This is a genomic window from Pseudomonas sp. F-14 TE3482, from assembly GCF_053629455.1.
Window position 1 is genome coordinate 2,483,376 of sequence record NZ_JBRJII010000001.1, and the last position, 13,775, is coordinate 2,497,150.

The following is a 13,775-nucleotide window of genomic DNA, read 5'->3' on the forward strand; positions in this document are numbered from 1 at the left end:
CGCGCAAGTTCACTGTAGATGACGATCTGGCGTGGGCAGGGTTCAGTTAAGAAAGGTGTGCGGTTGATTCAATCCCTGTGGGAGCTGGCTTGCCTGCGATGACGGTGTGTCAGTTGGCAAAAGTGTCGGCTGACCCACCGCTATCGCAGGCAAGCCAGCTCCCACAGGTCTTGTGGTTTTAATTAGAACGATGACTGGATCTTGATCCCGCCAATCAGCGCGTCATCGACCTTGTCCACGCCACCGGGGTGGCGGATGTATTGCAGGTTCGGGCGCACGGTCAGCCAGTTCGTGACGTGCACGCCGTAATAGAGCTCGCTGCTGTATTCGGTGTCTTGCGGTGGCAGGAACGATGGGTCGTCGTAGTCGAAGACGGCGCGGGCCTGATTGGTAGCTTCGGCGTTCTTGCGAAAGGCCGGGTTGACGTGGACACGGGCCAGGGCAAAACCGATGTCGTCCCGGGCGCGGGCATCGAACAAACCTTTATAGACGACGCCGGCCTGGACGTAGTTGTCGATGGCGTTGGTTTTCTTGTCGTGCATCGTGCCATTGGCGAACACGCTCAGGCCCCGAGAGTGGTCACTGGCGCGGCTGGTCAGCTGCTGCTGCACGCCCAGCCATACGCCGTGCTTGCTCGATGCGCTGCGATAAGCCTCGCCGCTGAGGGCTGCTGGCTGGCCGTTGCTGTCCTTGTAGACATCGGTGGCCTTGGCATTGCTGTAGTAATAACCGGCGCGGTATTCACCCGGCAGGCCATTGAATTTCGGAGTCCAGACCAGCTCCACCGGCAGGATCGCGCCCTGTGTGCCGCTGCCGCTGAGCTTGAAACCATTATCGCGATCAAGGTTGGACGGGTTTTGCTCGTAAGCCCCGACTTGCGCGTACAACTGCGGCGTCAGGTGATATTTGACGCGCATCGCCCACTGGCTGACCGGCCAGTTGTACCAGATGTCGCCCACCCAGTTGCCGACCTGGGAGCCGCAGAACGCCAGGTTCTGGAAGTCGCAGGGGAAGCTGTTGAAGTCTTCGCCCTCGCCGAAGCGGCCGACTTTGATGTCGAGCTTCTGATCGAAGAATTTCTGCTGATACCACATCTGTGTCAGGCGCCAGGTCTGGCCGCGACCCCAGACTTCCTGAGCCGAGGTGAAACCGCCGACCCGCGGATCGTTGATCCGGTCGTTGCTGATGTTGTTGCCGTTGCGCTCGGTGATGGTCAGCTGAAATTCAGCGTCGTCCCAGCCCAAAATTTTCTGCAAGTCCAGATGAGTGCCAAAGCCGAACTGGTCGCTGTAGCGAGCGGTGCGGTCATGGTCATAGCCACCGTGCAGGTTGCTGCCCATTTCACCGGTGTAATCGACCTTGAAGTCGTAGCCCTTTTCCGAAAGTTCGGTACGCGTACCGTTCCAGTCGCCCAGCATCCACGGTGAATCGCTATCGAAGGCCGGCGCAGCCTGGATGCAGGTGGCGAGACCCAACGCGGTGAATCCGCCCATCAGGATGAGGGCTTTTCGATTGGACACAGAGAGTAAGACAGCGCTGTCTCGCGGAGTTTGAAAATCAGGCATAGAGAAGGAATTCTTGGTTTTTTTCTAAGGGGGTGAACTGAACGCAGCGGGAATGCAGCAGGGGAGAAGCGTTTCAGCTGGACGGGCGTAAGGATAATGTTCTGTTACACATAGAGAAAGGGCTTTTACTGACATGGATCATTTCGGATTTCGTAACAGTCGGTTGCGACCGGTCGCCGCAGTGCCAGGTGGTGCCAAAAAAAAGGCGGACTCAAGCGTCCGCCCCCTTATGTTTCAGTGCCGTTAATTCAACAGATAGACCGGGAAACACTTCGGCCAAGGGGGCTGGTGCGTGATGCGGCAACAGCCCTCGCTGGCCGTTACCGCGCGCATGTCCTTGAGACTATTGCGCCGCCGACGACGATGAAGTCGTAACGAGTAGTCATGGTCGGCTGCCCTCGGCGACGGTGCTGGCTTTGCTTTCTCGGGTGTAGGTCAGTACGAAATGTGCCACGAGCCCGAAGATCAGCCCCCAGAATGCAGCGGCCAGCCCCAGGAAACTCATGCCCGAGGCGGTGACCAGGAAGGTGATCAGCGCCGCTTCACGTTGTTTCTCGTCAGCCATGGCGCCGGTCAGCCCGGCGCTGATCGCCCCGAACAGGGCCAGGCCGGCGAGCGAGGCGATCAGCTCTTTGGGCAAGGCAGAAAACACCGAAGCCAGGGTCGCGCCGAAGGTGCCCATCAGAATGTAGAACACCCCGCAGGCGATCCCGGCGATGTAACGCTTGTCGCGATCTTCATGGGCTTCGCGGCCGGTGCAGATAGCGGCGGTGATGGCCGCAAGGTTAAAGCCATGGGAGCCGAAGGGCGCCATCAAAACTGAACCGATGGCCGTGACCGAAATGATCGAGCGCGCGGGGGTGTTGTAGCCCGAGGTGCGCAACACCGCCATGCCCGGCACGTACTGCCCGGTCAGGGTGACGAGGGCCAGCGGCAGGCCGATATTGATGATCGCGTGCCAGCTCCACTGCGGGGCGATAAAGATCGGGTGGGCGACATCGATGGTGATCGAACCTGTGTTGAGTTCACCGAACGAGGCGGCCACGGCGCAGCCGACAATCAATACCGACAGGATGGCGTAGCGCGGTGAAAAGCGTTTGAAGATCAGGTACGCCGCGATCATTGACAGCACCAGGCTCGGCTGCAGCTTGATCGAGGTGAAGAGTTCGGCGCCGAAACGAAACAGGATGCCGGCGAGCATGGCGGCGGCGATGGCTTTTGGCAGGCGACTCATCAGTTTGTCGAACGCACCGGACAGGCCGACCACCGCGATAATCACCGAAGCCACCACATAGGCGCCGATGGCCTCGGGCAGGGAGACCGTGGGCAGCATCGACACCAGCAACGCCGCGCCTGGTGTCGACCAAGCCGTAATCACCGGAACCCGCAAACGCCAGCTCAATAACAGCCCGGTAATGCCGCTGCCGATGGAAATCGCCCAGATCCAGGACGACACTTGATCATTGGGCAGGTGTGCCTCCCGGGCTGCCTGAAACACGATGATCAGCGGGCCGGCATAGGAAATGATCACCGCGATGAAGCCTGCAATGACCGCTGACAGGGATAGATCCTTTCTGAGTGTGTCCATGATGTCTCGACTTGGCGTGGCGGGCACGCGGTGATTCAGAATTGAGATTGAGTCGATTGCTTCGATTCGAGATGAGTGTATTTGAATGAATTGAGTTGGTTCAATAGGCGAGAAGGTTGTTACGAGATGTTTTTTTGCTATCAAGGGGTATTTGTCAGATTTTTTCCAAATAAGTATTTGATTTATAAATAAATATTGTTGTTGAAAAATATTTTTCATGAAAGATGATTTTCGATTAAATCGCCGAATCAATCGACTCAATTTATTGATTGAGTCCATTTATTAGTTGCCTAACCACCATGTGATATGCTCGGATATTCATCATTTCTACGATGGTAGTGATCATTCATGTGGGTTCCTCAGCTAAGCGAGTTCAGCCAGCCGATGTATTTGTCGATTGCCGACGCGTTGGCGCGCGATATCAGCAACGGCGTGCTGAACGAAGGTGATCGTCTGCCGACTCTGCGGGAGCTGGCCACCACGCTGAATGTCACGCCCGGTACCATCAGCCGTGCCTATAGCGAAGCCCATCGGCGGCGTCTGGTGCAGGGGGAAGTGGGGCGTGGCACTTATGTACTCAACCAGAAGCAGTTGGAATTGCCGGCCAGCAACAGTGCCGTCTCGCTGAATCTTGGGCAGTCTGAATTACTGGATCTTTCGATCATCAAGCCTTACAGCGAAACCCTGGAATACTGGTTGCGCGGAGCATTGGTGGACATGGCCAAAAGCACGGATTTTGCCCATGCCCTCGATTACGCACCCGATGGCGGTCATCCGGCTCATCGCGAGGCGGGCGCGCAATGGCTGCGCCATTCGTTGCCCGATGCGCAATGGCAGCAAGTGGTGATCACCGCCGGCGCACAGCATGGTTTGATGGTCGCGATGAGTGCGCTGACCAACGCCGGTGATCTGGTGCTCTGCGAGGCGCTGTGCTACCCCGGCATCATTTCCCTTGCCCATGGGCTGGAACGACGTCTGCGTGGCGTGCCAATGGACGATGAAGGGATCATTCCCGAAGCGTTACGCGAACTGTGCCAGCGTGAGAAACCGGCGATGCTGGTCTGCGTGGCGACCTGTCAGAACCCGACGGCCGCAATCATGTCGCAAAAACGTCGGGCGCAGATCGCGGCATTGGCCGAGGAGTTCGACTTCATCATTCTGGACGATGACATCTACGGTTTTCTGGCCACAGACCCGTCGATCAAACCGCTGTCGGCGTTTGCCCCGGATCGTTCGGTGTACCTGACCAGTCTGTCGAAGTCGGTCATGCCGGCCTTGCGGATTGGCTATCTCTATAGCCCGCCGAAACTGCTGTCGCGCCTGACCTCCATGGTACGCAGCAGCGTCTGGATGCCGTCGCCATTGACCGCTCAATTGGCCAGTAATGTGATCACGCAGGGGTTGGATAAAAAGCTGATCCGTATTCAGCGCAACGAAGCCGCCGGGCGGCAGGCGATTGCTCAGGAAATCTTCGCCAATTTCGAGCTCAAGACCCAGCCGTATTCCTACCACGTCTGGTTGACGTTGCCCGAACCCTGGACCAGTGACGAATTCACCATGCTGGCCCGTGCCAACGGTGTGCTGGTCCTCAGTGGCACCCAGTTCCAGGCCGAACGTAGCGGCATTACCCGCTGCGTGCGATTGGTGTTGATGTCGCCCACCAGCCAGGACGAATTGAGGTTTGCCCTGACCAAGCTGGCCAGTCTGATCGATTCGGACCCGCGTCGTTATTACTGAGTTCTGGCAGTATCTCCTGACGTTTGCCCCTCAGATGATGGCCAACTCGCCTACAGTTAATTCAGCATCTGACGAATGCCTCTGTCCGGAGCCCTTCCACCGGGCGAAAGCCTCCGCTAAGGTGCGCGGCTTCCCATCCTTTCATCGCTCGAAGGCCCGGCATGACCGAACAGAACACCAACCCCCTGCACGGCGTGACGCTGGAACAGATCCTCAACGCCCTGGTTGAACACTACGAATGGTCGGGGCTGGCCGAGCGTATCGATATTCGCTGCTTCAAGAGTGACCCGAGCATCAAGTCGAGCCTTACATTCCTGCGCAAAACCCCATGGGCGCGGGAGAAGGTCGAACGCCTGTACGTGAAGCTGATGCGCACCAAGCGACCGGTCTGAGCATGGTCATACCCTCGACGCCAGGTGCTGCCACGAGGCGTCGTTGTGTTGCCGTGGCGGCGATTCTGGGCTGGGCGGGTTTGAGCATTCAGCTGTACCTGATTCTTTATTTGCGCTGGAGTGTTGCGGCCAGTCTGCTGGGTGGGCTGGTGAGTTTTTTCAGTTTTTTCACCGTGCTGACTAACACGCTGGTGGCGGTGGTGCTGACCTGTGAACTGACGTCCCGAGAATCGGCGACGCGGCGCTGGTTTTTGCAGCCATGGGTGAGCAGCGGGATTGCGGTGAGCATCGCCGTGGTCGGTTTGGCGTACAGCCTGTTACTGCGTCATTTATGGCATCCCGAAGGCTGGCAATGGCTGGCCGACGAGCTGATGCATGACGTCATGCCGCTGCTGTTTCTGGTTTATTGGTGGTGCTGTGTGCCCAAAGGTACGTTGCAGCTGCGGCACATTGCGGTGTGGGTGATCTATCCGCTGGTGTACTTCGGCTATGCGTTATGGCGCGGGCATCTGCTGGCGGTTTATCCCTATCCGTTCATTGATGTGGACAAACTGGGTTATCCACAGGTGTTTGTGAATGCAGGGGGATTGTTGGCGGGGTTTGTGGTGATTGCGTTGTTGGTGGTCGGGCTGGATCGGTGGCGCACGGATCGACAGTGAACACTGACTGTGGCGAGGGAGCTTGCTCCCGCTGGGCTGCGAAGCAGCCCTGAACCTGCAACCAGGTATCCTCTGACACACCGTGTTGTCCGGTTAACGACTGCTTCGCAGCCGAGCGGGAGCAAGCTCCCTCGCCACAAGAAGCATACAACCACAGTGTTGTGGTTATTCCTCGTCGCTGTCATCCAGCCGCCAGTAGCCGACCGCTTTGACGAATTGCTCGTTCAGGCCATGCTCATCGAGCAATACCCGACGGATCTGCCGTGAGACTTTGGACTCAGTCGCCACCCACGCATACAGATTGCCATCGGGCACCTTGATCTGTTGGACGGTGGTCAGCAGGTTGTTTTTGCCTCCCTCACGCAGCACCCAGATCACATCGACCTGGGCTGCGCTTTCCAGGCGTTGTTGTTCGGCGCCGTTTTCCACTTCCACGATCACCAGCGCCCGCCGGTTGGCAGCCAGGCCTTCGAGCCGGCGGGCGATGGCGGGCAGGGCGGTTTCGTCGCCGATCAGCAAATAGCTGTCGAAGATGTCCGGCACGATCATCGAACCCCGTGGCCCTGCGATGTGCAGGAATTGGCCCGGTTTGGCCTGCTCGGCCCACGTCGAGGCAGGGCCATCGCCGTGCCGCACGAAATCGATGTCCAGTTCCAGGGTGTCGAGGTCGTAGCGGCGCGGGGTGTAGTCGCGCATTTCGGGCAACGGGCCGTTGTCTTTGCCGGCGCCCAGCACCAGGTTTTCCAGCGCTGCCTCTTGCTCGGCATTTTGCGGGAACAGCAGTTTTACATGGTCGTCCGTTCCGAGGCTGACGAAGCCTGCCAGCTCAGGACCACCCAGCGTAACCCTGCGCATACGCGGTGTCAGGTCGACCACCCGTAGGACTTCCAGGCGACGGCGTTTGAGCTCATGCATGACGCGGTGAATGGAGGGTGATTGCAGGATCACGTCAGTCATTCGGCTTTCTCCTGAACAGGTTGAACAGCGGGTCCATCGACGATGGCCTTGGCGGTGTTGTTGAGCAGGTCGCGCACCCGCAGGATTTCTTCCGGGCTCCAGCGACCATGGTGCATTTGCAAGGCATGGCGCAGGTTATGCACCGCTTCGTGAATTTCGGCGGGGCGGTCATGGCCGCGCAACGAACGCTTGCTGACTTCGATGCGCATGCGCACGCCGTCCAGGGCAATCGCTTGTTCACTTAAAGACAGACGTCCGGCGTCGGTAATGCTGTAGCGTTTTTTTCCGCCTTCGGCATCGCCCAGGATCATTTCGCTTTCTTCAAGGAAGGTCAGGGTCGGGTAGATCACACCGGGGCTGGGGCTGTAGGCGCCGTCGAACATGCTTTCGATCTGGCGGATAAGGTCATAGCCATGGCACGGCTGCTCGGCGATCAGTGCCAGCAGCAGCAATTTCAGGTCGCCGGGGGCGAATACCCGGGGGCCGCGCCCACCACGTTCGCGGCCAGGGCCGGGGCGTTTCTCGAAGCCGTCGCGGCCGTCGCCGTGTTCACGGTGGGGGGAATGATGGTCTCTCATTTTTGCGTTCTCTCGTCATGTTTAGATACAACGTAAGATATATCTTAAGACCGGAGCAAGCGCTTCAGACCAACGGCGCCTCTGTGCCAGGACGAAAAAAACAATCCGACGAGGAAAAAACACAAAGGAATTCACATTCATGCACCTGTTAATTACAGAGAATTAGTGTTAACTCTCTAATACATGGACATTGACCTTTAATTTCAGGGAGTGTGGTATTTGTCTTACGGAAGTTGCACGGTATTGCACAAGTAAAGCAGGTCGTGTTTGGCATGATTTGTAGTCCGTCTCTTACAGTCGCTGTTTGATTATTTCAATATATCGGGTTTTTTCACGCTGCCGCCATGTCCATTTGGCTACACGCTCATCAGAAGTTGCCTGCTTACTTTCAGGAGGGATTGCTTGATGATCTTCCGGCATTGAAAGTTCAACAAAGCCTCTGACGGTTATATGGCCTATCACAGGCTTTCGGACTTCAATGAGCCAATCCTTAGATAAAAAGACAGGTATTAGATGATGTTCAAGAAAATTGCGATGACTGCTCCACTGGCCATTCTGGCACTCAGTTCTTCTGTGGTTTTTGCAGCAGGGGAAGCACGGCATTCCATCAGTCTGATCGCCACCGTTCCGGAAAACGGTTTCTACGTGACGCCTGTCGATCCGGACCTGGTCAACAAGGATCAGGACATGAGCCCGCGCACAGGCTCCAATACCCTGACGCCTTTGGTCGGTTACTTCGATGTACGCAACAATAACGGTTCGGTTCACGCCAGTGTGGAAGGGACGCCGCGGCTCTACGGTGGGCCCAATACGATTGATCTGGTCGTCGCGTTCAATGATGTTGTACTCACCAATACACCGCAGATGGTTGTCGGTGAACAAGAGTCCGATGTGAATTATCGCGCGCCAATCCGCATCAGCGCGGTGGGTGCGAACCACCCTGCAGGCGATTACACCGGCGCTGTCGCCGTCGTTTACGATGCCGTTCCTCCTACCATCACTCCATGAGTGTCGACAAGGCAGTAAACGCTTACTTGTTTAAGTAACGTAACCGGTTGGCAAACACGCTTGTTTGTCGGCCGGGCTTTAATCTATTGGTAATCAGAGTACGTGTTCATGTTCCCGATGACACCCATCGCGGCTGCGCTTGCGTTGCTGCTTTGTAGCAGTGCCTTTGCAGCGCCTGCTACTGTTGCTAATACGCCGAGAAGTTTGTTGTCTCAGGCCAAAGGTTTGCCGGCGGACTTTGAAGAACACTTCTTTGATGTTCCGCTGGCAGTCAGGGTGGAACTTGATCAGCAGCCGCTTGGCGAGGCCATGATTGTATTGTCTCGTGATGACCGTATTACCCTACTTGAATTCACCGATACCAGTGAAAGTAATATCAGTGCCGTTGAGCGCGACAGTTGGGCCACTTATCTTAAATCCGGTGTGAGCCTTGGGGCTTGCACGGGGACGTGCCCGGAGCAAATGCAGGCCATTCACTACAACCTGCAAAATTCACTGGTGTCGATCGGTACTGAAAACGCCGAACGCGACACCGAAGCCAAGCGCTACTACGACCAGCCCGAGGGCGGCAGCAGTGGCTTGATCGTGCGCAATCAGCTCAACCTCAATGGTGGGCAGGAACAGGATCTGGGCGGCCGTTTTGGCCTGGAGGCCAGTGGCAGCCTGGGCAATTGGAGCCAGACATTCAACATGCAGCTGGCCCGTCTCGGTGGGCCCGATGACAAGCTTTATCACGCCATACATGAACTCCATACCCAGCGTGAATTGCAAGGCAGCTTCTTTCGCCTGGGCTTCTTTACCCCCAATTCCGAAGGCCTGACCCGCCAGCCACGCACTTTCGGCACCAGCCCCGATACTGCGATGGGCATGATGTTCGGCAGTTCCGACAGCCTGGCGATCGACACCCCGAAACCGAGCGTCTATCCGATCTACGTCACTGCCAACCGGCAGGCCTCGGTGGAAATTTTCCGCGACGGTTTGCTGATCAATACCCAATCGGTGCCGGCCGGCTTGCAAACCCTCGACACCCGGCCATTGCCCGGTGGCATTTACGAAGTGGAAGTACGCCTGATCGAAGACGGTCAAATCACCTCGACGACCCAGGAGCTGGTGTACAAGCCGAACAACTGGCGCAACTTCGATGAGCGTTGGCGCTACAACCTGTTTGCCGGGCAGGAACGCAAACTGTTCAGTAACTGGGATCAACAGGCCAGTGGGGACGCGACGGCGGGCGCGTCGATCAACTACCTGCTGCACCCCAGGGCCATTCTCGGGCTGTCGTTGCGTCAGGTACGCGAGAAGCTGCAATACGGCAGTTCCATCGATTGGACGCTGGCTAACAGCACCAGCGTATACGCCAATATTTATCAGACTGAAGACCATGGCACCGGGCTCGACCTGCAAGGCCTGTACAACTATGGCTCCGGCAGCGTGGTGGTCAGTCACAATCGCAGCTGGCTCGATACCACCAACATTTACGAAACGTTGCCCGACGGCACCCGGGTGCGCCAACGCAACGTGTTCACCGGCGAGGCCAGCAATTCCTCCCTGGCGCTGAACCACCGCATCAGCCGTAAAAGCTCGGTCAACGCGCGGGTGTCTCACAGCGAGGGCAACGTTGAAGGTGTTGGCGTAGACCTGGGCTGGACGCAACGCGGCGAGCTGTTTGGCAGCGATGCCAGTTGGCGCCTGTCGCTATTCGATCGTCCCGGTAGCTACAGCAGTGGCAATGATCGTAGTCGCGGCGTCGACCTGAGCGTCAACGTCGCGCTGGGGGCACCGGGACAACAAATATCCGGCAGCATCGGTTCGCGCACCGCGCGCGACGGCAGCCGTGACAACAACGCCTCCCTGGGTTACCGCAAAGACCTGCAGGACCACGTGTTGCAGAGCGTTTCGGTGACGGCACTCACCGACACCTATGGCGTCGGCGTGTCGAGCCTGGCGAACTTTAGTACCGACACGATCCGGGGCGACGGGTTTGTGCAACGCTCGTCCTACAACGGCAACTTTACCGGTGGCCTGAACCTGGACAGCACGGTTGCCGTCGGCGCCCAGCAGATGGTGATGACCAGCCAGCCTCAGGGGCGGGGCGCCGGGATGATCGTCGATGTCGAGTCCGATATCGACGGCATCGCCTTACGCGCCGACGACCTCAGCGGCGGCAGCGCCGCCTTGCGACCGGGGCGCAATTTCATCCCCATCACCGCTTACAAGAACAGTTCGGTGAGTTTCGACTTCGAAGGCAATCACGTCCCGGCGGCGACCATCGAGCCGGCGCGCACCCGTTATCACCTGAACAAGGGCGGGGTGGAGTACCGCAAGGTGCGCGTGATGAAAACCCTGACCGTGCTCGGTCGTTTGCTCGACCCACAAGGCCGTCCCCTCAAGGGCCATCACGTGATCAACCACGCCAGCCGCGGGGTGAGTGAAGTCGACGGGTTCTTCTCCATGGAAATGAACGCCGGCTCGCCGACCCTGCAAGTGCGTTACGCCGATCAGTTGCTGTGCCAGTTCCGACTCGATACTGGCAAGTACCGCAGTGAAAACGACGTGTTGATGATCGGTGACCTGCGCTGCAGCCCGGACACCTTGGCAGACGCAACGTTTGCGCCTGAAACAGCAGGCTGATGCCGCTTACAGACATTAACTTTCGGACTATAAACCCATGGCTCATAAAAGGCGGTACGGCAAGTTTCTTGCGCTTTCGATCGTCGGATTATTGATCGGCTGTTTTCAACACTCGGCCGAAGCGGAGGAGGTGTTCATCACGGCGATGTTCAAACCGGACCCTTCGAAACCGCAGCAAAACACTTTTGAAAATACCACCATACCCAGTGGTTACTGCGCCACTTATCCGGACAGATGCAGGGATGAGGAAATGTTCAGCCTGCGGGTGCCGCTTACATTCGAGTCCAACCGCGCGATTACGCCCGGCTACAGCGACCCGCGTGAGGGGGCGACATTTTTGATGCCGGTGGCCTGGCGCACCTTGACTGTTTTTCACGAAACAACCGGTGAGCCGCAAACGCTGCAGGTTCGGATTTCGGGGTTTGGTACCAGAGTCAGGTCACCCAATGTTCTCGATCTGGTCGACCAGGATGTCACCCTTCCACAGGCCCACGACCTTTTGTGGGGAACCGGTTGGCTCTACGCGCCGGCTCCGTGTCTGGGAAGCGGGTTAAGTGGGTACAGCCAGGATTCGTACCTCTTTTTCTGGAAAACCACGACTACTAGAGGGTATTGCAGCAAATATGCGAGGTACAACGTGCCTTGGCTGCGCTATGAATATCTTGACTTCGCTTACCAGTTACGAACCCCGGACCCGTTGAAAATGGCTTCGGGCAGGTACAACGGGAGCATTCAATACACCGTCGGCCCTGATGCGGATATCGACATGGGTCATGTCATGGTGCCGAGTAGCTCGACGTTAGGCTTGAACTTCAGTCTCGACGTACAGCACACCCTCAAAGTCGACATTCCTCCCGGCGGCAACAAGGTCGAACTGGTACCGGAGGGCGGCTGGCAAAACTGGCTGCAAAACGGGCGCAAACCGGTGCGGTTGTTCCGGGACCAGACCTTCAATATCTCCGCATCGTCGCGGTTCAAGATGGAACTGAGCTGCTTCATCACCGGAACTAACAATTGCATGATTGTCGACCTGGTTTCAGGGCGTACCGCGGAGGTGCAGATATCAATCAGCTTGCCCAATGGTCTGACGGACGTTGCTGGGGAACCGGTCAAGCGCAAGCGTTTTCATCCCGGCTCGCATAGGGCCCAACAGTTTCAACCTGCGTTCTATGTTGATCGGGCCCCCGGCGTGCTGCACTTCGAAATCGATTCCACTTACGTGAACTCAATGCTGCAAGCCGGGCGGGCGGCCACTTATTCGGGGTCTGTCACGGTGATCTGGGATTCGGAAATCTGATGGGCTGTTTATCGAGTTATCGAGTCAGCGTTGTATTCAATGTCATGAGGTACAAGGTTATGAAGCGTCTGTTTGCGCTGGTAAGTCTGGGCGGGTTTTCCCTGGCCGTTCAGGCTGCACCCAACATCAACGTCGGGACGGTTTACGACTATCTGGATGGCGATAAAAGTACCTACCTGAAACGGGTGTTCAATGGCGGCGACAGCACGGCTTTCGTCAAGGTCAACATTCTGGAAATCATCTACGACGCCGATGGCACGCCCCGTGAAGTGCCGGTCAAAAGCCAGGCCGATGCCAGCGCCCGCGACGGGTTGATGGCCAGCCCCGCGCGGCTGATCGTGCCCGTCAATGGCATGCAGGGTTCGCGCCTGTTGTATATGGGCGAGCGTGAAACCGAGCGGTATTTTCGCGTGCGCTTTGTACCCGTGGTGCCGGAAAAGGAGGATGAGTTCGCCGTTTCCGAGGAGGATCGCGACACCTACAAAAAGAACCTGTCGGCGGGGGTCAACGTGATGGCCGGTTTTGGCACGGTGTTCTTCGTGCGTCCGAAAAACACCCGTTACGACAGTGTGATCGATGATGGTCCGGGCACTTACAGCATTCGCAACAACGGCAACACCGTGGTGATCGTCGACGAGTTCAAGAACTGCTCGCTGAAGGTCGAGACCGAATGCGAGCCGACCACCAAGCACCACATCCTCGCGGGAAAGAGTTTTCAGTTCGAGAAAAAACCCGGTCGTGAGTACCGTTTCCAGCTGATTGAAGGCCAGGCCAAAAAGACCATGCGCATTGCCAGCCGGTAGCACCGACCCGTGTTGCTGCGGTTTTCTTTGATGAACAGGTACCAGACATGATCAAGCAATGGGCCTTCGCGGCATCGTTGAGTGCCGCGACGCTGATGAGCTCCCAGGTGTTCGCGGCGCGGGAAGAACATGAGTTCGAAATTTCGGTGAACATCCCCACCTTGGCGTTTTACGTGATACCGGCGGAAACGGACTGGATTCATCGCGAGCAGCGATTGCCGTGGAATCCTCATACTTCAACCTTGGGCGGTTTGCGCAAGTATTTCGACGTCAAGCACGACACCAGCGCGATTGAAGCGCGGCTGGAGAGCGAACCTTATCTATCCAACGGCAACGATACCGAGAATATATACCTGCGCGTCAGCTTCAACGGTCAGGCGCTGAGTCACGACGCTCAGCCCCGGCAAGTGGTCTCGGCACAGGAGGCCATGGCGGGCAGTCGGGTGCGGTTGGACATCGAGCCGACAATCCCCACTGGAGGTTATAAACCGGGCAGTTACTACGGCAACGTGCTGTTGGTGTTCAGTGCCGTGGCACCCTGAGCCCGTTAAAAAAACGTC

The 13,775-nt window shown here is 57.5% G+C and carries 12 protein-coding genes; 8 read left to right on the forward strand and 4 right to left on the reverse strand.

Going from position 1 to position 13,775, the window contains the following annotated elements; translation table 11 throughout:
* Positions 1-182: 182 nt before the first annotated feature.
* Positions 183-1,565, reverse strand: a complete 1,383-nt coding sequence (locus AB7M26_RS11215) for a carbohydrate porin (RefSeq protein WP_429384263.1) — start codon at positions 1,563-1,565, stop codon at positions 183-185.
* A gap of 382 nt (positions 1,566-1,947) precedes the next feature.
* On the reverse strand, positions 1,948-3,153 hold the full coding sequence (locus AB7M26_RS11220; protein WP_123500600.1) for a benzoate/H(+) symporter BenE family transporter: 1,206 nt from the start codon (positions 3,151-3,153) through the stop codon (positions 1,948-1,950).
* Positions 3,154-3,501: 348 nt separating this feature from the next.
* Here AB7M26_RS11220 and AB7M26_RS11225 point away from each other — a divergent pair, with 348 nt between their 5' ends.
* The 3 genes from AB7M26_RS11225 to AB7M26_RS11235 all read left to right on the forward strand — a co-directional run bounded on the left by AB7M26_RS11225 (position 3,502) and on the right by AB7M26_RS11235 (position 5,941).
* Positions 3,502-4,890: an aminotransferase-like domain-containing protein gene (locus AB7M26_RS11225; RefSeq protein WP_063341427.1), complete on the forward strand. Its 1,389-nt coding sequence runs from the start codon at positions 3,502-3,504 to the stop codon at positions 4,888-4,890.
* Positions 4,891-5,051: 161 nt separating this feature from the next.
* Positions 5,052-5,282 (forward strand): VF530 family protein, encoded by a 231-nt coding sequence (locus AB7M26_RS11230; RefSeq protein WP_007941719.1) that lies wholly within the window; start codon positions 5,052-5,054, stop codon positions 5,280-5,282.
* 2 nt (positions 5,283-5,284) lie between these two features.
* Positions 5,285-5,941 (forward strand): Pr6Pr family membrane protein, encoded by a 657-nt coding sequence (locus AB7M26_RS11235; protein ID WP_429384268.1) that lies wholly within the window; start codon positions 5,285-5,287, stop codon positions 5,939-5,941.
* A gap of 165 nt (positions 5,942-6,106) precedes the next feature.
* Here AB7M26_RS11235 and AB7M26_RS11240 read toward each other — a convergent pair whose 3' ends face one another.
* Both AB7M26_RS11240 and AB7M26_RS11245 read right to left on the reverse strand, forming a co-directional pair.
* Entirely contained in the window at positions 6,107-6,898 is a 792-nt protein-coding gene (locus AB7M26_RS11240; RefSeq protein WP_123500604.1) for a siderophore-interacting protein, read from the reverse strand.
* Positions 6,895-7,476 carry a PadR family transcriptional regulator gene (locus AB7M26_RS11245; RefSeq protein WP_008010671.1) on the reverse strand — a complete coding sequence of 194 codons (582 nt, stop codon included), beginning with the start codon at positions 7,474-7,476 and terminating at the stop codon, positions 6,895-6,897. Before AB7M26_RS11245 ends, AB7M26_RS11240 begins: the two co-directional genes overlap by 4 nt.
* A 513-nt stretch (positions 7,477-7,989) precedes the next feature.
* On the opposite strand from AB7M26_RS11245, the gene AB7M26_RS11250 reads away from it, so the two are divergent.
* From AB7M26_RS11250 to AB7M26_RS11270, 5 genes are all read left to right on the forward strand, one after another.
* Positions 7,990-8,484: a fimbrial assembly protein gene (locus AB7M26_RS11250; RefSeq protein ID WP_123500606.1), complete on the forward strand. Its 495-nt coding sequence runs from the start codon at positions 7,990-7,992 to the stop codon at positions 8,482-8,484.
* Between the two features lie 108 nt (positions 8,485-8,592).
* Complete coding sequence (locus AB7M26_RS11255) at positions 8,593-11,115, forward strand: CS1-pili formation C-terminal domain-containing protein (RefSeq protein ID WP_429384272.1); 2,523 nt, start codon at positions 8,593-8,595, stop codon at positions 11,113-11,115.
* Between the two features lie 37 nt (positions 11,116-11,152).
* Complete coding sequence (locus tag AB7M26_RS11260; protein WP_123500610.1) at positions 11,153-12,412, forward strand: hypothetical protein; 1,260 nt, start codon at positions 11,153-11,155, stop codon at positions 12,410-12,412.
* Positions 12,413-12,471: 59 nt separating this feature from the next.
* Positions 12,472-13,215 (forward strand): molecular chaperone, encoded by a 744-nt coding sequence (locus tag AB7M26_RS11265; protein WP_123500612.1) that lies wholly within the window; start codon positions 12,472-12,474, stop codon positions 13,213-13,215.
* A 47-nt stretch (positions 13,216-13,262) separates the two neighbouring features.
* A complete protein-coding gene (locus AB7M26_RS11270; RefSeq protein WP_429384275.1) occupies positions 13,263-13,757 on the forward strand; it encodes a CS1 type fimbrial major subunit in 495 nt (164 codons plus the stop codon).
* The last annotated feature ends 18 nt before the right edge of the window (positions 13,758-13,775 follow it).

Coding starts and splice junctions, on each gene's coding strand:
- AB7M26_RS11215 (WP_429384263.1), bottom strand. CDS start 1,565: ATGCCTGATTTTCAAACTCCGCGAGACAGCGCTGTCTTACTCTCTGTG.
- AB7M26_RS11220 (WP_123500600.1), bottom strand. CDS start 3,153: ATGGACACACTCAGAAAGGATCTATCCCTGTCAGCGGTCATTGCAGGC.
- AB7M26_RS11225 (WP_063341427.1), top strand. CDS start 3,502: ATGTGGGTTCCTCAGCTAAGCGAGTTCAGCCAGCCGATGTATTTGTCG.
- AB7M26_RS11230 (WP_007941719.1), top strand. CDS start 5,052: ATGACCGAACAGAACACCAACCCCCTGCACGGCGTGACGCTGGAACAG.
- AB7M26_RS11235 (WP_429384268.1), top strand. CDS start 5,285: ATGGTCATACCCTCGACGCCAGGTGCTGCCACGAGGCGTCGTTGTGTT.
- AB7M26_RS11240 (WP_123500604.1), bottom strand. CDS start 6,898: ATGACTGACGTGATCCTGCAATCACCCTCCATTCACCGCGTCATGCAT.
- AB7M26_RS11245 (WP_008010671.1), bottom strand. CDS start 7,476: ATGAGAGACCATCATTCCCCCCACCGTGAACACGGCGACGGCCGCGAC.
- AB7M26_RS11250 (WP_123500606.1), top strand. CDS start 7,990: ATGATGTTCAAGAAAATTGCGATGACTGCTCCACTGGCCATTCTGGCA.
- AB7M26_RS11255 (WP_429384272.1), top strand. CDS start 8,593: ATGTTCCCGATGACACCCATCGCGGCTGCGCTTGCGTTGCTGCTTTGT.
- AB7M26_RS11260 (WP_123500610.1), top strand. CDS start 11,153: ATGGCTCATAAAAGGCGGTACGGCAAGTTTCTTGCGCTTTCGATCGTC.
- AB7M26_RS11265 (WP_123500612.1), top strand. CDS start 12,472: ATGAAGCGTCTGTTTGCGCTGGTAAGTCTGGGCGGGTTTTCCCTGGCC.
- AB7M26_RS11270 (WP_429384275.1), top strand. CDS start 13,263: ATGATCAAGCAATGGGCCTTCGCGGCATCGTTGAGTGCCGCGACGCTG.